This is a genomic window from Geobacillus sp. FSL W8-1251 (assembly GCF_038005945.1).
Classification (GTDB): Bacteria; Bacillota; Bacilli; order Bacillales; family Anoxybacillaceae; genus Geobacillus; species Geobacillus stearothermophilus.
Genome location: NZ_JBBOUF010000001.1, coordinates 2216987 through 2234954 on the forward strand (window position 1 = coordinate 2216987; position 17968 = coordinate 2234954).

Sequence of the window (17968 nt, forward strand, 5' to 3'; positions counted from 1 at the left end):
ATTATTGTTACCTTGTTAATGTCGGAAAATATTTTAAATTTAGATACATCTATTGGTAGTACACCTGTGTATAAAGGTAAATTGACTAAAGAGGAGGAATCAAGGTGTTCCCAATCATCGGCCGCCTGCGCTGTCCCATTTGTTTGGAACCGGTACAGAGGGACGAAAAAGTGTTTATCGACATCATCAATACTGTCATGCATCAAAAATGCTACTATAAGTTTCCACAACGCCGTCTTCCCATAAAGGATGAGGGATCATTTCAGAAAATGCTTCTGAAGTATCCTTTCTTTCATCGAGACGATGATGCGGAAGATTGAAGAAGGAATATGAGCAACGAAAAGAAGGCGGAGTGATCCGCCTTTTTGCATGGATTTACGCACTGGAGATAATTTTGCACAAATTTTGCACACCAAGGAAATTGAAAGTCTATAAACTTTGAAAAATCAAGGTTTGGAGGGTGGTGGTTTTACTCCCACCATCGGCATCGAAAATAGGGAGAAGGTTTTAGAGACAAGGGGTTTCACGTAAGTGGAATCCCTTGTTTTTTATTTACCGAATACGATTCGAGAAAAGAAAATCGTGTGCGTACAATCGTGTTCGGTGAGGTGAAATGGAAAGTGCCTACGTGCGGCCATCATGCCCACGTTTCTGTATTTGGGGCGGTGAATGTGCTCAATGGGGACACCGTTCTTCATCGAGCAGTCGCTGCGAATGCGACGACGTTTTTGGATTTTTTAAAGATCTTGAAGAGCCGTTATCCAGACCAGCTGATCGTGCTCGTGCTCGACAATGCCCGCATCCACCATGCCAAAATGGTGAGAGATTTCTTGCGCCAAGAAGGGGAATCGTTTCACTTGATCTTTTTACCTCCTTATTCCCCACAGCTGAATCCCATCGAACGCTTGTGGAAATGGCTCAAGGATGCGGTCATTGCCAATGTGTTTCACAAAGATCAAATGGATATTGACCAAGCCATTGCCCGGTTTATGGAATATATAGATCAACAACCGGAAGAGGTGCTTCGACGCTTGGGGTGTGCAGCGTGATGCAAAGGTTAACTTTTCAAGGTGCATTTATATAGTTAAGTGTAAAATTATAGAAGGAATTATATAGATAGGAAGCGAAATAGAGTAGAAAGATAAGGTGAAAAACGAACGTCTAAGCAAGGGATGCTGCTCGATGTAGTATGCTATATCATTTTTCTGTTAGTTGTCTGGCATGTGGCGCACGGTCACATTGATGACTATTATGCGACGCTTATCTCCACCGTTTTCGGCATGGCATACAAGATATACTGCTTTCTTTCTATATTTTGAAGCTCATCAATAAATAGAAAGGTGGAAGCATGAGATGAAAGTAGAATTAAGCAAATTTCGCGTAAAGGAAGGAAAATCGAAGCGGGTGGATGAATGGATGGAATTATTAAACACACATATGAACGAGGTGCTGTTGACGCTCAAAGATGAAAAAATGCATGTCGAAGCGATCTTCCGCGAGCGAAATGAGGAAGGAGAGTTTCTTTACTGGTTCTCTGTTCAGGGAGAAGGCGGGATTTCCGTAGAAGAGTCCGAACACGAAATTGATAAAAAACATTTGGCGTTCTGGTATGAGTGTATTGATGAGGAATATAACGAACCTGTGATCACGACAGAAGTAGTGATGATTCCAGAGCATATTCGTAAGGCGATGGAGTAAGCAAGTTTGAGAAGTTAATCATGAATCTAATTTTTTATTTTATTTCCTTAATATTTAAAATAAAATATTATTCCTGAATCCGTGATAAAAACGCGTTCAAACTGCTGAGAAAGCTTGATAAATCAACAAATATCACACTTTTTGCTTTTCACTCAATAAGTGAACATCCGAAACTGGGCTAAACCCTTGATATGATTACGTTTTCCGGTGCTTTTGATGAGCTGCTGTCACGGATTCAGGTATTATTGTCAAGGGACAACAAAGAATGGGGGAATAACGGAGGCAATCGAAAAGCCGCCCTTGCCTTTATCGAATGTTACCTTTGGCGGTGTTCGGTTGGTCAAGGGTTCGCTTCGCCGAATCCGGCAGGTTTTCTCTTCGACGGGCTCGGGAGGACAAAAAGGTCAGGTTGTCTCTTGTTGGAGAAACGCTTGTGCCATGGTGATCAGCTTCGTTCACTGGGCCGACATATGCGATAGCTCGGCGAGCTCCGGGATGACGACCGGCACCCGGTCTTCGAGCGCGCTATGCGGGCGCAGAAAGATGACAATGATTTGATGAGTGGGAGATGGACATTGAAAAAACGGAAGAAATACGCGGCGGCGAGCGTGGTGTTGGCGTTGGGGCTGCTGGCTCCTTCGTTTGGGCCGACGGCGGTAGGCGCGGAGGAGCGGGACGTCGTCAAGCTGCGCATTTTAGTGGCGTTCCGGTGACGATGCCGGGTTCATGGGGCGATACGCTCGGCGTGATCGACTTGACGGTCGAGCAAGTCGACGAAAAATGGAAAGTGACGCAAGCGAAAGCCCAACTCCGTCCAGTGTATGACAAGGCGACGAAAACGCCGTTGGTTGACAGCGATTCGGCCGTCGAGCAGGCCATTCAGGCGGAGCACGAAGCGACGATCCAGTACGTCCGCAGCCCGGTTGGAAAAACTACGAGCCCGATCAACAGCTATTTTGCACTCGTTCAAGATGATCCGTCCGTGCAAATCGTCACGAACGCCCAAAAGTGGTATGTGGAAAAAATGTTAAAAGGGACGCAGTATGAAGGCCTTCCGGTGCTGTCAGCCGGCGCTCCGTTCAAGGCCGGCGGGCGCGGTGGACCGAGCTATTACACGGATATTCCGGCAGGGGAAATCGCCATTAAAAACGTCGCCGATTTGTACTTGTATCCAAACACGGTGTATGCGCTGAAAATTACGGGAGCCGAGTTGAAAGAATGGCTTGAGTGGTCGGCGGGACAATTCAACCAAATCGACCCGAACAAGACAGGCATTCAGCCGCTTATCAACAACGACTTCCCGACGTACAACTTCGACATTATTGATGGCGTGACGTATGAGATCGATGTCACCGAGCCGGCGAAATACGACAAAAATCAAAATGTGATCAACCCGAAAGCAAACCGCATTAAAAACTTGCGATTCCAAGGCAAACCGGTGACGCCGAAGATGGAATTTATCGTCGCGACGAACAACTATCGGGCGACGACGAACCGGATCATCAATCCGGGCGGGAAAAACACGATTTTGGCTGCGCCGGATGAAAACCGGCAAGTGATCATCGATTATATTCGCGAAAACGGAACGATCAACCCGTCCGTGGACGGCAACTGGACCTTTGCGCCAGTGAAAGGGAAAGCATCGGTGACCGTTTCCTTTGAATCGTCACCGGAAGCACAAAAATATTTGCCGCTTTTCCTTTCGTTTTTGCCGCAATTCATCGAAACGGCCCAGCCATACGGCCCGCTTCCGTTTCTGCTGCTCGGCGTTTCGTTCGTGGTGACGAGCACGCTGTGGGGGCTTGGCGTCGTCTATGTCGCCGCGCTGGCGACGAAACGGATGCGTCAAAACGCGAAAATGGCGCTTCTTGTCAATCGATTGACAGGGATCGTGTTTATCGGGCTTGGTGTGAAGCTGCTGCAAACGAAAGCGTCGTGAGCGAGGGCGAACGGCGTCAGAAAGCATGATCCTCACCTGCTTGAAAGCGCGGACGGTGATTCGGTGCGGAGGTTGGCTAGAGGAATGGGGACGGATGACAAAGGAATAGCGGTGATTCTCCTTGTGGCGGGAATCGGGGTGTTTCCGTTTGGGATCGTGATCATTAAGCAGCAGTGGGAAGAATACAAGAAGAAGGAGGGGCGTGAGCGGAGAATAGTCTTGTTTTTTGAAATGATCGATCTTTGGTCAACATGGGTGCTATTTCTCTCCCTGCTCCTCATATTGGGAGGCGCGGCACTGTTGTGGAGATGAGCAGAAAAGAGGGCAGCCGCCCTCTTTTTTCTTCCGCTACGACCGCTCGCTGACGGCGATTTGGATGCCGATCAGCGCGAAGATGGCGCCTTTGAGCCAATGGATTCGCCTAGTGATGGCGGTGTGGGCCGAGAGCCATTGGCGCAGTTTTTCCGCACCGATGCTCACTAAGGTGAAGACAGCGAGAGCTTGAACGAGAAAGATGACGCCTAATACGAGCATTTGCTGCGGGATCTGGCCCGCTGACGGATCAACGAACTGCGGCAGGAGCGCCAAAAAGAAGAGCGACACTTTCGGATTGAGCACGTTCATGACAATGCCTTTTTTGTACAGCGAGGCGTATGCCATTGGCTTCTGCCTCCCAAAGGAGAGGCCCTCGTCTCGTTCACGGAACGCCTGCCAGGCCAGGTACAGCAAATACACAGCGCCTGCATATTTGACGACGGCAAACGCCAAGGCGGATTGGTAAATGACAGCCGAGACGCCGAGCACCGCCGCGCTGATATGGACAAGCAGGCCGGTGCACAGCCCGAGCGCGGTGGCGATGCCTGCGTGTTTGCCTTGCGACACGCTTTGGGCGATGACGAATAAAATGTCCGGGCCCGGCGCCAATGTAAGCAATATGGCGACGCTGAAAAACGAGAAGATCGTTCCGATTCCCATGAGGCATCCCTTCCTTCGGCATGATGACTCTATATGTTCGCCGCGGATCGTATTGATTCCTTTTTGTTTGAAAGGGAAAATGGACAAACGAAAAAGCCGCCCATGCCATTCAAAGCAGAGGCGGCATTTCCTATTCATGGGAAGCTTTTTTCTCCAAAAACGCCCGGCCATATTGGCCATGGTCGTGGAGCATGGCGTGCTCGACTTGGATCGTGGCATGCTCAATGCCGTATTTTTCCTTCAGCATTTCATTCACCGCCAAAATGACACAAAGCGGCTGGATGTGCTCGCTGACAAACACATGGGCCGACAGCGAGTAATGGTCGGTGGAGATGGCCCATAAATGCATGTCGTGCACGTCTTCGACCCCTTCGATCTGTCGAATGTCGGCGCGGATTTGTTCGAGATCGAACCCATCAGGTACGGCTTCCATTAAGATGAGATACGATTCACGCATAATTTTCGCCCCGCCTGTGAAAATGATGGCGGCGATCACGAGGCTGATGATCGGATCGAAAATCGTCCAGCCGGTGAAGTAAATGAGCAGCGCGGACACGATGACGCCGATCGAGCTGATTAAGTCGCCGATGAAATGCCAAAGGGCGCTCTGAACGTTCAAGTTGTCTTCTTCTTTCGTGCTCCGGCTTAAGACGATGGTCAACGTCAAGTTAACGATGAGGCCGATCGCCGCGATTCCGAGCATAAGACGAAAGTTGATCGGTTCAGGATGAAGAAAACGCTGAATGCCTTCCCATAAAATCCACAGCGCAATGACGGCCAACGTCAGCCCGTTCAAAAACGATGTGATGATTTCAAATCGCAAAAAACCGAACGTAAAGCGGCGGTTCGGCGGGCGCGTTGCCATGTAGAGGGCGACCATGCTCAATCCAAGCGCCAATACATCGGATGCCATATGGACCGAATCGGACAAGAGGGCGAGCGAGTTGGAAATCAGTCCGCCAATGATTTCAACGACGGTGAAAAACATGGTCAACAAAAGCGTCACCCAGAGCGCTTTTGTTGATTCATGTTGCGTTTTGACGTGCGGGAGATGGTGAAAATCGTACAGTGTTGGAGCCATAATGCACCTCCGTTATTTATAAATTATAACTGTAGATGAGCAAATTTGCTAACATAAATTTACAAACTAAACAAAAAAGGAGACATGAACCCGATTCCTTGGTTAGAATAGATGTGCTACCAACTACCCACAAGGAGGTTCATGTCTCATGAATAGATTAGCACATCATCAAGGAATCCACAAGTTTTTCATGACGCTGGGATTGGCGCTTTATTTCTCGAAGCCGGTCATCAAGCATCTCGTTCATCTTGTCGACGCCTTGACGACCAAGGGATTTTCGGGGACATTGACGGATGTCCGGTACTGGAGTTTTCATCCGAATCATCGAACCACGCTCAGCCACTTTTTCACGAAAAGCCCTTGGAACGAGGAAAAACTGCTTGAGAAGCTTCAGGAGTGGGTTCTTCGCCAGATCGAACGCCTGGCCAAACGGACGAATCAACCCCTGTTCCTTTCGATTGATGATACCATTTGCCAAAAAACGAAGCCTTCGTCACGGGCAACGCACGCCATTCAAGGGTGTGACTGGCATTTCTCTCACAGCGATCATCAATTGGTCTGGGGGCATTCGCTTGTTTGGCTGATGGTGCACACCTTCACGCAAGCGTTTCCGTTCGCCTTTCGTCTGTATGACAAGACATCGGGAAGAAGCAAAATCGACCTGGCGATCGAGATGCTTTCCTCGCTCAAGGGGAAGCGGGCTCAGCCGGTGTATGTGCTCGTGGATTCATGGTATCCGTCCCAAGCGCTCATCGAAGCCTGTCTGAAACAAGGATTCCATGTCATCGCCATGCTCAAGACGAACCGGATTCTCTACCCGAAAGGTATCGCCATCCAAGCGAAGGAGTTTGCCCGCTATATCGAGCCAAATGACACCCGCCTCGTCACGGTGGGGAACGAGCGCTATCGTGTCTACCGCTACGAAGGCGCGCTCAACGGTCTTGATGACGCGGTGGTGCTGCTGGCTTGGAAGGCGGATCAACCGATGACGCCGGATCATCTCCATGTCATATTGAGCACCGACCGGGAGCTGAGTGACGAAGACATCTTGCGTTACTATGCCCAGCGCTGGACGATCGAATGCTTTTTCCGGCAGGCAAAAGACCAGCTGAAGCTCGATGGGTACCGTGTTCGCCACGTTCGGGCGGTGAAACGGTATTGGGTCGTGGTGCTGTTAGCCTGCGTATACAGCATCGCGGAATCTCAACAAGACATCTCTTCCGGCCTGGAGCTTCTTCGGTCTCGGAAAGGGCACAGCGTCGTCGAGTTCATCTATGACGCCGCAAAGCAAGATATTCCCATTGATGTGATCAAAAAACAGCTCCATGTCGCCTAAGGGGTCCCCTGTTTGTCTCTTAGGGAATGGAAATTACTGTAATGAAAAATACTCATCTACAGTTATAATATAAAAATCCGCTTGTGTGCAAATGAAATTTCGACAGCGAGAAAGAGCGGTTGTTGGAATTTGTCTAAAAATATAGACGAACAATTCAAGGAATGAATCCTGCTGCTGGCGAATAGGAGTCAATATTGTGTATGGCCATCATCTTGCTTCAGAAAGGATGCGATCGAACTTGATTGCGGCGAATCCGACGGATTTGGAAGTGTATTTGTTTCATGAAGGCAGCTTGCATAAAAGCTACGAGCTGTTTGGCGCCCACGTGATCGATGAGGGCGGAAGGGCCGCCACCCGCTTTTGCGTCTGGGCGCCGCATGCGCGCGACGTGCGCCTGGTCGGCAGCTTTAACGGCTGGGACGGGGCGAAGTTCCGCCTCACCAAAGTGAACGATGAAGGAGTATGGACGATCGTTGTCCCGGAAAACTTGGAAGGGCATTTGTATAAGTATGAGATCGTCACGCCGGATGGGCGGGTGCTGCTGAAAGCGGACCCGTACGCGTTTTGCTCCGAATTGCGCCCCCACACCGCCTCGATTGTCTACGATCTGAAAGGATACCAGTGGAACGATCAGTCTTGGCAGCGGAAGAAGCGGCGAAAGCGGATTTACGAGCAGCCGATGGTCATTTATGAGCTCCATTTCGGTTCGTGGAAGAAAAAGGAAGGTTGTTTTTTGACGTACCGTGAGATGGCCGACGAACTTATCCCGTACGTGCTAGAGCGTGGATTTACGCACATTGAGCTGCTTCCGCTTGTCGAGCATCCGCTCGACCGTTCGTGGGGGTATCAAGGGACCGGCTATTATGCGGTGACAAGCCGCTACGGTGCGCCGCATGATTTCATGTATTTCGTCGACCGCTGCCATCAGGCAGGAATCGGGGTCATTCTCGATTGGGTGCCGGGGCATTTTTGCAAGGACGCCCACGGGTTATATATGTTTGACGGCGCCCCGACGTACGAATATGCGAACGAAAAAGACCGGGAAAATTACGTTTGGGGGACGGCGAATTTTGACTTAGGCAAACCGGAAGTGCGCAGTTTTCTCATCTCCAACGCCTTGTTTTGGCTCGAGTATTACCACGTCGACGGATTCCGCGTCGATGCGGTCGCGAACATGCTGTATTGGCCGAACAACGACCAGCTCTATGAAAACCCGTATGCGGTCGAGTTTTTGCGCAAGTTAAACGAAGCGGTGTTTGCCTATGACCCCAACGTCTTGATGATCGCTGAAGATTCGACCGATTGGCCGCGGGTGACGGCGCCGACGTATGACGGCGGGCTTGGCTTTAACTACAAGTGGAACATGGGCTGGATGAACGACATGCTGAAGTATATGGAAACGCCGCCGCATGAGCGGAAGCATGCACACAATCAAGTCACCTTTTCCCTCCCTCTAGAAATGTTGATCTATCAAGGCTTTTCGGCCTCTCAGGGGTGTCCAAAAAATATTTTTCGACAAAATCCCTTACATCCTTTTTCAGTTTTGTGGATATCTTACAGACCTAGGGTGCGCTTCGCGGCCACTGCTGGTTATATTTTCCTGCCGCGGGGGGGAAGCATATTCGATGCACCCTTTGGATCTCCGCGTCGCTGATGAGGACGAACCCTCCCATGTCTCCGGGCGTCTTCGCGCCAACATTCCCTCGTTCGGTCTCGTCATCAGGCGGAGGCCGGCCAAGCTCCTTTAGGGACTCAAGGTCGAATGGATGAAATCACGCCAGCTTCTCCGGTGTCATCTCGTTGTCCAACGATTCTTCCGTTCGCAGGGGGAGGCCTTAGGCCGCCCGTTGCACCTGGGACAAGACGTCCTGTTTCATTCGCTCCGCGTCAAACGCTTGTTTCTTCGTACAAATCGCAAACAGCACATTCAACAGCTTCCGGCACAAGGCGACGATGGACTGCTTTCCGGTCAGCGGATTGACGGATCGGGTCGTATAATACTCATGCAGCTCGCGAAACGCCTCGTTATGCCGAATCAGCGGAATCATCGCCCGAAACAGCACCGAGCGCAACCGTTTCCGTCCCCGTTTGGAGATGTGCTTTTGCCCTTTGCGCTGGCCGGAGGAGTTCTCCTTGAGCGTCAGGCCCGCCAACTTCACCAATTGGCGCGGGTCCCGATAATGGGCGAAGCTGCCGATCTCCGCCAGCAGATCGATGATCGTGGCGTCTCCCAACCCGTCGACCGTTTTCAACCATTGGTACTCCATCGTCGTTTGAACCAATGCCTTCAACTCGGCGTCCAGTGCAGCGATCTCCGCCTCCAATTGGCGGTATCGGCGGACGAGCGCGGCGATCTCAAACCGGGCCATCGCTGTCCCTTCCGTCACCCCAATCGAGTCCTTCGCGGTGTTGATCAACGCCTGAATTTTGGCCTTCTGCGGGCATTTCATCCCTTCGCTTTGCCGGTACACCTCAAGAAGCTCCTCCACCGTCCGGCCGGCCATATCAGCCGGAAGCGGCGTCCACTCCAACACCGAAAGCGCCGTTTTCCCCAAGTCACGAAACACGGTCCAAAACTCTGGAAAATACCGATCCGTCCAGCGGACGATCGCGTTTTTCACCGCCGTCTGTTCCTTGCGGAGCTTCTCTTTGAGCGTGCTTCCCACGCGCAAATCGGCTTCGATCTCGTGCAGCAGCCGGGGAACGAGGAATCGTCCGTCTTTTGCCAGTCTGGCAATGACCAGGGCGTCTTTGGCGTCGTGTTTCGTCGGCAGGTTGTCATCAAGTTCTTTCGACCGGCACACATGCGCCGGGTTGACCATGACCAACGGGATCCCGTGCTCCTCGAGGAAGTAGGCCAGGTTCAACCAGTAGTGCCCGGTCGGCTCCACGGCGACGATCACCTCTGACTTCCCGAACGCTTGCATCGCCCCCTGAATCGCTTTATACAGCTGTTGAAACCCCTCTTTCGACTGGAAGATCGGGAACGATTTGCGAAGCACGCGCCCCCGGTCATCCACGAAGCAGGCGTAGTGGGTTCGTTTCGCGATATCGATGCCCACGACAAGCGTTTGTTCCGTAACTTGATCAATTTTATAGTTTTGTGTACAATTCATCTGAAGTCCTCCTTGGTATGGTGAGTGATGTGGTTGACACCCCTGCATCATACCAAGAGGGCTTTTTTTGATCAAGTCCCCGGAAAAGCTCCTAACGGGAATGCTCCTTTATGCGTATTCAGAAAATTTCATTTTGCCGTTTTCTCATGATGAAGTTGTGCATGGCAAAAAGTCGCTGCTCAACAAAATGCCGGGGTCGTACGAGGAGAAGTTCGCCCAGCTGCGGCTGTTGTACGGCTACATGATGGCCCACCCCGGGAAAAAGTTGTTGTTTATGGGCAACGAATTCGCCCAGTTTGACGAATGGAAGTTTGAGGGAGAGCTCGACTGGGTGCTGTTTGATTTTGACTTGCACCGGAAGATGGATGAGTATGTCAAGCAATTGATCGCCTGCTACAAGCGGTATAAGCCGTTTTACGAGCTCGACCACGACCCGCAGGGGTTTGAATGGATCGACGTTCATAATGCCGAACAAAGCATTTTCTCGTTCGTCCGCCGCGGGAAAAAAGACGGTGATCTGTTGGTAATTGTTTGCAATTTCACAAATCAAGCGTACGACGACTACAAAGTCGGCGTGCCGCTTTTGGCCCCGTATCGGGAAGTGCTGAACAGCGATGCGGTGGACTTTGGCGGATCAGGGCATGTCAATTCGAAGCGGCTTCCGGCGTTCAATGAACCGTTTCATGGAAAGCCGTACCATGTGCGCATGACGATTCCGCCATTTGGCATTTCAATCTTGCGCCCAGTGCAAAAACGAGAGGAGAGAAAGCAAAATGAAGAAGACGTGCATCGCCATGTTATTGGCCGGCGGGCAAGGAAGCCGGCTTCGCCCGCTGACGAAAAACATCGCGAAACCAGCCGTGCCGTTCGGCGGGAAGTATCGGATCATTGATTTTACATTGAGCAACTGCACGAATTCCGGCATCGATACGGTCGGCGTGCTGACGCAGTACCAGCCGCTCTTTCTTCACTCGTACATCGGCATCGGAAGCGCGTGGGATTTGGACCGGCGAAACGGCGGGGTCACCGTCCTGCCGCCCTATTCCGTCTCGTCCGGCGTGAAATGGTATGAAGGCACCGCCAACGCGATTTATCAAAATATGAATTATATTGAACAGTACGACCCGGACTACGTGCTCGTGCTGTCTGGCGACCACATTTACAAAATGGACTATCGGCAGATGCTCGACTACCATATCGCCAAACAGGCCGATGTGACGATTTCCGTTATTGAAGTGCCATGGGAAGAAGCGAGCCGGTTTGGCATTATGAATACGAATGACGAGATGTAAATTGTCGAGTTTGCCGAAAAACCGGCGGAGCCAAAGAGCAATTTGGCGTCGATGGGCATTTACATTTTCAATTGGCCGCTGTTGAAAGAATACTTGAAAATCGACAACGCTGACCCGCATTCGTCGCACGATTTCGGCAAAGACATCATCCCGCTTTTGCTTCGCGAACGCAAGCGGTTGTTTGCCTACCCGTTCCAAGGCTACTGGAAAGATGTTGGCACGGTGAAAAGCTTGTGGGAAGCGAACATGGACTTGTTGGATGAGGACAACGAGCTCGACTTGTTCGACCGCTCATGGCGCATTTATTCCGTCAATCCGAATCAGCCGCCGCAATACATTTCCCAGGAGGCGGAAGTGGCGGACTCACTCGTCAATGAAGGGTGCGTCGTCGAAGGGACGGTCAAGCGTTCAGTGCTGTTTCAAGGCGTCCGTATCGGCAAAGGGGCGGTCGTGAAAGAATCGGTCATTATGCCAGGAACGACAGTCAGCGAAGGAGCGTATGTCGAGCGGGCGATCGTCACGCCGGATTGCGTCATCCCGACGCATGCCTCGATTGCCCCGGACGAAGACGGCGAGGTGGTGCTCGTGACCGCCGAATGGCTTGCGCAATGGAATGAGGAAACCGCGAGGAAGGAGGAAGCGTGATGAACAACAAGATGTTAGGCGTCATTGACGCGACGATGTATATGGAAGCGTTAGCGCCGCTTATCGAACAGCGCTCGATCGCCGCGGTGCCGTTTGCCGGCCGGTATCGGCTCATTGATTTCGTGCTCTCAAGCATGGTTAACTCCGGTATTGAGAGTGTTGCGATTTTTTCGAAATATCAGTACCGTTCGCTCATGGACCATTTAGGGTCAGGGAAAAACTGGGACTTAAACCGAAAGCGGGACGGACTGTTTTTCTTCCCATCGCCGGATTTGCTGTTTTCCGGCGAGCGCCGCGTCGGGGCATTTGCCCACTTCGAGCAGCACATCGACTATTTTTTGCGGAGCCGGCAAAAATATGCCGTCATCGCGAACAGCTATACGGTGTGCAACATCGATTTTGCCGCCGTCTTGAAGCGCCATATCGAAAATGGCTGCGATGTGACCGAAATCCGTCATCGCGGTCGGTCGCTTGAGATGTATTTGCTAGAAACGTCGCTGCTGCTTGATTTAATCACCGATTACAAAAACCGCGGCTACCGAAGCATCGTCGACGTCGTCCGCGATGACCGCCATTCACTGTCGATTTGCGATTACGAATACACGGGGTATGCGGCGGTCATCGATTCGGTGGGACAATATTTCCGCTCAAGCATGGAACTATTGGATCGGAACGTCTGGGAACAGCTCTTTCTCGCGGAGTGGCCGATTTATACGAAAGTGAAAGACGAGCCGCCGACGAAGTACGGGCGGGAAGGGATCGTAAAGCGCTCGATGATCGCCAACGGCTGCGTCATTGACGGGACGGTGGAAAACAGCGTCTTGTTCCGCTCTGTGAAGATCGGCAAAGGAGCGGTCGTGAAAAACAGCATTATTATGCAAAAATGCCAAATCGGCGACGGCTGCGTCCTCGATGGCGTCATTATCGATAAAGACGCCAAGGTCGAACCGAGAGTGGTGTTGAAAGGAGCGGCTGATCAACCGTTTGTCGTCCGCAAAGGAACGGTGCAGGGGGAGGTCGCCAGCCGATGAACGTGCTATTTGCCGTTTCCGAATGCGCCCCGTTTGCCAAATCGGGGGGATTGGCCGACGTTGCCGGCGCGCTGCCGAAAGAGCTGCGCCGGCTCGGCGTTGACGCCCGTGTCATGCTGCCGAAATATGAGACGATCGCCCGCGAATGGAAAGAGAAGATGAACAAAACGGCGGAGTTCACCGTGCCGGTCGGGTGGCGCCGCCAATATGCCGGCGTGGAGGAGCTCGAGCACGACGGGGTCATCTATTACTTCATCGACAACGAGTATTACTTCAAACGGCCGCAGCTGTACGGCCATGATGACGACGGCGAGCGGTTTTCTTATTTTTGCCGGGCGGTGCTGGACGCGCTGCCGGAGATCGGGTTTCAGCCCGACATCATTCATTGCCATGACTGGCACACCGGCATGATTCCATTTTTGCTGCGCGAGCAATACCACCATGATCCGTTTTATGCGGATATCCGCACGATGTTTACGATTCACAACTTGCAGTTTCAAGGGCTGTTTCCGCGCGGGATTTTAGAGGATTTGTTGAATTTGGACGGACGGTATTTCACCGTCGACCAGCTCGAGTTTTACGGAAGCGTCAGCTTTATGAAAGGGGCGCTTATCGCCTCCGATTTGATCACGACGGTGAGTCCGACGTACAAAGAAGAGATTCAAACCGCCTATTACGGCGAGCGGTTGGACGGCTTGCTGCGGGCGCGGCGGGCCGATTTGCTCGGCATCTTAAACGGCATTGACGACGAGTTTTACAACCCGCAAACCGATCCGTTTTTGGCGGCGACCTATAGCGTACATACGCGGGAAAGAAAAAAACTCAACAAGCTCGCTTTGCAGCGGCGGTTCGGTCTGCCAGAGCGGGATGATGCGCCCATCGTCGCCATGGTGACGCGAATGACGGCGCAAAAAGGGCTCGATTTGGTGACGTGCGTCTTTCATGACCTCATGCAGGAAGACATGCAACTCGTCGTGCTCGGCACCGGGGATTGGCGCTTTGAACAGTTTTTCTCGCAAATGGCAGCGGCCTATCCGAACAAAGTCGGGGTGTACATCGGCTTTCACGAACCGCTCGCCCATCAAATCTATGCGGGCTCGGACTTGTTTTTAATGCCGTCATTATTTGAACCGTGCGGGTTGAGCCAAATGATCGCGCTTCGGTACGGGACGATTCCGATCGTTCGGGAAACGGGCGGGCTGAACGATACGGTGCAATCGTACAATGAATTTACAGGAGAGGGAAACGGGTTCAGCTTTACGAACTTTAATGCCCATGACATGTTGTACACGATCCGCCGGGCGCTGTCGTTCTACCACCAGCCATCTGTCTGGGAGCGGCTCATGGAGCGGGCGATGCGCGGCGATTACAGCTGGCGCCGTTCAGCGAAAGAGTATGAAAAAGCGTACAAACGGCTGGTCAAAAAAGGGGGAGATGCGCTTGTTCGCCGATAAAGAAACGTTCAAACGGGCGTTTGTGGCGCGGGTCGAGGCGCTGTGCGGCAAACCGTTTGCCGAATCGACGGCGCGCGATCATTATCACGTTCTCGGCCAGATGGTGCGCGAACATATCAGCCGCCATTGGATCACGACGAATGAACGCTACCGGGCGCAACGGTGGAAGCAAGTGTATTATTTGTCGATTGAGTTTTTGTTGGGTCGCCTGCTCGGCAACAATTTGTTAAACCTCGGCGTCCGCTCGGTCGTCGAGGAAGGATTGCGCGAGCTCGGCATTCGCCTCGAAGATGTCGAGGAATGTGAGGCGGACGCCGGGCTTGGCAACGGCGGGCTGGGGCGGCTCGCCGCCTGTTTTCTTGACTCGCTCGCCACATTGAATTTGCCGGGCCACGGGCACGGCATCCGCTACAAGCATGGGCTGTTTGACCAAAAGATCGTCGACGGTTATCAAGTCGAGCTACCGGAGCAATGGCTGCGAAACGGGAACGTTTGGGAAATCCGGAAAGAAGAGCTGGCGGTCGAAGTTCGCTTCTGGGGAAGGGTCGAGGTGTCGGAACAAAACGGCCGCCTTGTCTTCCGCCATGTCGACAGCGAAAACGTGATGGCGGTGCCGTACGACGTGCCGGTCATCGGCTACGGGACGAACACGGTCAACACGCTCCGGCTTTGGAGCGCCGAACCGGCGAAGACGTTTCCGCTCTATAAAGACGTCATGCAATACAAACGGGAGACCGAAGCCATTTCCGAGTTTTTGTACCCGGACGATACGCATGACGAAGGAAAAATTTTGCGGCTGAAGCAGCAGTATTTTCTCGTCGCCGCCAGCCTCGGCAGCATCACTCGCGCCCATCGCCGCCAGCACGGGAGCTTGCGCCGCCTCCATGAATATGTCGCCATTCATATCAACGACACGCACCCCGCGCTTGCGATTCCGGAGTTGATGCGCATTTTGCTCGATGAGGAAGGGATGAGCTGGGAAGAGGCGTGGCACATTACGACCCATACGATCGCGTATACGAACCATACGACGTTGTCGGAAGCGCTCGAGAAATGGCCGATTCGTCTGTTTCAGCCGCTGTTGCCGCGCATTTATATGATCGTCGAGGAAATCAACGAACGGTTTTGTCGCGAGCTGTGGGAACGCTACCCTGGCGATTGGGGGCGGATTGAACAAATGGCCATCATCGCCCACGGAATGGTGAAAATGGCGCACTTGGCCGTCGTGGCAAGCCATAGCGTCAACGGCGTGGCGAAACTGCATACCGACATTTTGAAACAGCGGGAAATGCGCCTGTTTTACGAATGGGCGCCGCAAAAGTTCAACAATAAGACGAACGGCGTGACGCACCGGCGCTGGCTCTTAAAAGCCAACCCCGAGCTGTCGGCGTTGATTACGGACACGATCGGCCCGCGTTGGATTCATGAGCCGGAAGCGCTTGTGGAACTGGCGCCGCATGCTTCCGATCCGGCGTTTCAAGAGGCGCTCGCCGCCGTCAAGCGGCGGCGCAAAGCGAAGCTCGCCACCCGCATTTATGAGAAGACCGGAATCGGTGTTGACGAGTCGTCGATCTTTGATGTGCAAGTGAAACGGCTGCACGCCTACAAACGGCAACTGTTGAACGTGCTGCACATCATGCATTTGTACAATCGGCTGAAGGAGGATTCACACTTCTCGATTCACCCGCGCACGTTTATCTTCGGGGCGAAGGCGTCGCCGGGCTATTACTACGCCAAGAGGATTATCAAGCTGATCCATTCGGTCGCCGAGAAGGTGAACAACGACAAACGGGTCCATGACCAGTTGAAAGTCATTTTTTTGGAAAACTACCGTGTGTCGCTCGCCGAAGAGATCATCCCGGCCGCCGATGTGAGCGAGCAAATCTCAACCGCCAGCAAAGAAGCGTCCGGGACGGGCAACATGAAGTTTATGATGAACGGCGCCGTTACGCTTGGCACGCTGGATGGAGCGAACGTCGAAATCGCGGAAGCCGTCGGGGAGGACAACATGTTTTTGTTCGGACTGACGGCCGATGAAGTGCTCCGCTACTACGAACACGGAGGCTATCGGGCGCATGAGTATTACCATCATGACAAACGGATCAAGCAAGTTGTCGACCAGCTCATCAACGGCTTTTTCCCTGATGTCGGCGACTACTTTGAGCCGATTTACGACTCGCTGCTGGCGCAAAACGACGAATATTTTGTGCTGCGCGACTTTGCCGCCTACGCCGAGGCGCACGAGCGGGTTGAGGCCGCTTACCGCGATCCGGCGCGCTGGTGGCGGATGAGCGCCGTCAACATCGCCCATTCCGGCCGTTTCGCCAGCGATCGAACCGTAGCGGAATACGCCGCCGAAATTTGGGGTCTTTTGCCGTCGGGGGAACGTTTCTCAACTTAGAAAAGGACGTTTTTGGGCTGCTTTTTCATTTAATCATCGTCCTTTTAGGGAATTTCGAGGGGGAAGGCAGAAAAGCAAAAGGGCGTTCCGTTTGGCCGGAGCGCCCTTTCTCGCTTAGTCGTCGCCGTCGAGCCAGTCGCCGATGCCGCCGAGGATGCTGCCTTCGCCGACCGACCGTCCGCCGGCGCTCGGGGCGGCAGCGAGGACGCGGTCAGCGAGCCGGCTGAACGGAAGCGACTGCACCCACACTGCTCCCGGACCGGTGACGGTGGCCAAAAACAATCCTTCGCCGCCGAAGAAGGCGGTTTTGATGTTGCCGACATATTCAATATCGTAGTTGACGTCTTTCGTCATGGCGACAAGGCAGCCGGTGTCAATACGAAGCGTTTCCCCGGGCTGCAAGTCGCGGCGGTGGATCGTTCCGCCGGCGTGCAAAAAGGCAAGCCCGTCACCTTCCAACTTTTGCATAATAAACCCTTCGCCGCCGAAAAAGCCAGCGCCGAGCTTGCGCTGAAACTCAATGCCGACGGAAACGCCTTTTGCCGCACACAAAAAGGAGTCTTTTTGGCAGATGAGCTTCCCGCCAAGTTCGCTTAAATCGACCGGGATGATTTTTCCCGGATACGGAGCGGCGAAGGCGACGCGGCGCTTGCCGCTTCCTTGGTTGGTAAACACGGTCATGAACAAGCTTTCGCCGGTGAGCAGCCGCTTTCCCGCGCCGACAAGGCGGCCAAGCAGCCCTTTTCCGGACGAGGAGCCGTCGCCAAATACGGTTTCCATGACGATGCCGTCATCCATCATCATCATCCCGCCCGCTTCCGCGACCACGCTTTCGTATGGGTCGAGCTCGATTTCGACAAACTGCATGTCATCGCCGTACAGCCGGTAATCGATCTCATGTGCGTTCATCATTTCGCCTCCATTCGGATCATATGACGTTCTGCTCTGTACTACGGAAAACGGCATCGGCCCGTTTCACAAAAAAGACCATCTTGCCGAT

General features: G+C 52.8%; 14 protein-coding genes and 4 pseudogenes. 14 read left to right on the forward strand and 4 right to left on the reverse strand.

Translation table 11 applies throughout. The annotated features are described in order from the left end of the window. Positions 1–104: 104 nt before the first annotated feature. From NSS88_RS11715 to NSS88_RS11745, 7 genes and pseudogenes are all read left to right on the forward strand, one after another. Positions 105–320: a hypothetical protein gene (locus NSS88_RS11715; protein ID WP_049626004.1), complete on the forward strand. Its 216-nt coding sequence runs from the start codon at positions 105–107 to the stop codon at positions 318–320. Between the two features lie 264 nt (positions 321–584). Continuing rightward, the gene (locus tag NSS88_RS11720) at positions 585–1049 is read left to right on the forward strand and encodes an IS630 family transposase (RefSeq protein ID WP_341084681.1); all 465 of its coding nucleotides are present in this window, start codon (positions 585–587) and stop codon (positions 1047–1049) included. A 304-nt stretch (positions 1050–1353) separates the two neighbouring features. Further along, positions 1354–1698, forward strand: a complete 345-nt coding sequence (locus NSS88_RS11725; protein ID WP_012749497.1) for a DUF6176 family protein — start codon at positions 1354–1356, stop codon at positions 1696–1698. 575 nt (positions 1699–2273) lie between these two features. Beyond that, entirely contained in the window at positions 2274–2411 is a 138-nt protein-coding gene (locus NSS88_RS11730; RefSeq protein WP_162489996.1) for a hypothetical protein, read from the forward strand. Further along, positions 2396–3391 (forward strand): annotated as a pseudogene (locus tag NSS88_RS11735) (bifunctional 2',3'-cyclic-nucleotide 2'-phosphodiesterase/3'-nucleotidase); the annotation flags it as partial. The gene NSS88_RS11730 and the pseudogene NSS88_RS11735, both read left to right, overlap by 16 nt. 15 nt (positions 3392–3406) lie before the next feature. Continuing rightward, positions 3407–3637 carry a LysE family transporter gene (locus NSS88_RS11740; protein ID WP_341085393.1) on the forward strand — a complete coding sequence of 77 codons (231 nt, stop codon included), beginning with the start codon at positions 3407–3409 and terminating at the stop codon, positions 3635–3637. An 84-nt stretch (positions 3638–3721) separates the two neighbouring features. Further along, positions 3722–3949 carry a hypothetical protein gene (locus tag NSS88_RS11745; protein WP_033016373.1) on the forward strand — a complete coding sequence of 76 codons (228 nt, stop codon included), beginning with the start codon at positions 3722–3724 and terminating at the stop codon, positions 3947–3949. Positions 3950–3985: 36 nt separating this feature from the next. Here the strand turns inward: NSS88_RS11745 and NSS88_RS11750 are convergent, their stop codons facing one another. After that, positions 3986–4612 (reverse strand): LysE family translocator, encoded by a 627-nt coding sequence (locus NSS88_RS11750; RefSeq protein WP_055357767.1) that lies wholly within the window; start codon positions 4610–4612, stop codon positions 3986–3988. Positions 4613–4742: 130 nt separating this feature from the next. After that, positions 4743–5693 (reverse strand): cation diffusion facilitator family transporter, encoded by a 951-nt coding sequence (locus tag NSS88_RS11755; protein ID WP_055357766.1) that lies wholly within the window; start codon positions 5691–5693, stop codon positions 4743–4745. Between the two features lie 148 nt (positions 5694–5841). Between NSS88_RS11755 and NSS88_RS11760 the strand changes: the two genes are divergently transcribed. Then, entirely contained in the window at positions 5842–7029 is a 1188-nt protein-coding gene (locus NSS88_RS11760; RefSeq protein ID WP_049625563.1) for an IS701 family transposase, read from the forward strand. 226 nt (positions 7030–7255) lie between these two features. Next, positions 7256–8479: pseudogene (gene glgB / locus NSS88_RS11765) on the forward strand (1,4-alpha-glucan branching enzyme); the annotation flags it as partial. A 385-nt stretch (positions 8480–8864) separates the two neighbouring features. Here the strand turns inward: glgB and NSS88_RS11770 are convergent. Continuing rightward, entirely contained in the window at positions 8865–10145 is a 1281-nt protein-coding gene (locus tag NSS88_RS11770) for an IS110 family transposase (protein WP_012749092.1), read from the reverse strand. A 91-nt stretch (positions 10146–10236) separates the two neighbouring features. Between NSS88_RS11770 and NSS88_RS11775 the strand changes: the two are divergent. From NSS88_RS11775 to NSS88_RS11795, 5 genes and pseudogenes are all read left to right on the forward strand, one after another. Next, a pseudogene (locus NSS88_RS11775) lies at positions 10237–11037 on the forward strand (alpha amylase C-terminal domain-containing protein); the annotation flags it as partial. After that, positions 10919–12082 (forward strand): annotated as a pseudogene (locus NSS88_RS11780) (glucose-1-phosphate adenylyltransferase). The pseudogenes NSS88_RS11775 and NSS88_RS11780, both read left to right, overlap by 119 nt. Continuing rightward, a complete protein-coding gene (locus tag NSS88_RS11785) occupies positions 12082–13113 on the forward strand; it encodes a sugar phosphate nucleotidyltransferase (protein WP_341084690.1) in 1032 nt (343 codons plus the stop codon). The pseudogene NSS88_RS11780 and the gene NSS88_RS11785 overlap by 1 nt, the downstream one beginning before the upstream one ends. Further along, on the forward strand, positions 13110–14567 hold the full coding sequence (gene glgA / locus NSS88_RS11790; protein WP_061580608.1) for a glycogen synthase GlgA: 1458 nt from the start codon (positions 13110–13112) through the stop codon (positions 14565–14567). The genes NSS88_RS11785 and glgA overlap by 4 nt, the downstream gene beginning before the upstream one ends. Then, positions 14554–16968 (forward strand): glycogen/starch/alpha-glucan phosphorylase, encoded by a 2415-nt coding sequence (locus NSS88_RS11795; RefSeq protein WP_061580611.1) that lies wholly within the window; start codon positions 14554–14556, stop codon positions 16966–16968. The genes glgA and NSS88_RS11795 overlap by 14 nt, the downstream gene beginning before the upstream one ends. 114 nt (positions 16969–17082) lie before the next feature. Here the strand turns inward: NSS88_RS11795 and NSS88_RS11800 are convergent, their stop codons facing one another. Further along, a complete protein-coding gene (locus tag NSS88_RS11800) occupies positions 17083–17877 on the reverse strand; it encodes a TIGR00266 family protein (RefSeq protein WP_011232351.1) in 795 nt (264 codons plus the stop codon). Positions 17878–17968: the final 91 nt, after the last annotated feature.

What these genes read in the sequence shown, in the direction of transcription:
- NSS88_RS11725 (WP_012749497.1), top strand. Translation starts at nt 1,354, where the DNA reads ATGAAAGTAGAATTAAGCAAATTTCGCGTAAAGGAAGGAAAATCGAAG.
- NSS88_RS11745 (WP_033016373.1), top strand. Translation starts at nt 3,722, where the DNA reads ATGGGGACGGATGACAAAGGAATAGCGGTGATTCTCCTTGTGGCGGGA.
- NSS88_RS11750 (WP_055357767.1), bottom strand. Translation starts at nt 4,612, where the DNA reads ATGGGAATCGGAACGATCTTCTCGTTTTTCAGCGTCGCCATATTGCTT.
- NSS88_RS11755 (WP_055357766.1), bottom strand. Translation starts at nt 5,693, where the DNA reads ATGGCTCCAACACTGTACGATTTTCACCATCTCCCGCACGTCAAAACG.
- NSS88_RS11760 (WP_049625563.1), top strand. Translation starts at nt 5,842, where the DNA reads ATGAATAGATTAGCACATCATCAAGGAATCCACAAGTTTTTCATGACG.
- NSS88_RS11770 (WP_012749092.1), bottom strand. Translation starts at nt 10,145, where the DNA reads ATGAATTGTACACAAAACTATAAAATTGATCAAGTTACGGAACAAACG.
- NSS88_RS11785 (WP_341084690.1), top strand. Translation starts at nt 12,082, where the DNA reads ATGAACAACAAGATGTTAGGCGTCATTGACGCGACGATGTATATGGAA.
- glgA (WP_061580608.1), top strand. Translation starts at nt 13,110, where the DNA reads ATGAACGTGCTATTTGCCGTTTCCGAATGCGCCCCGTTTGCCAAATCG.
- NSS88_RS11800 (WP_011232351.1), bottom strand. Translation starts at nt 17,877, where the DNA reads ATGAACGCACATGAGATCGATTACCGGCTGTACGGCGATGACATGCAG.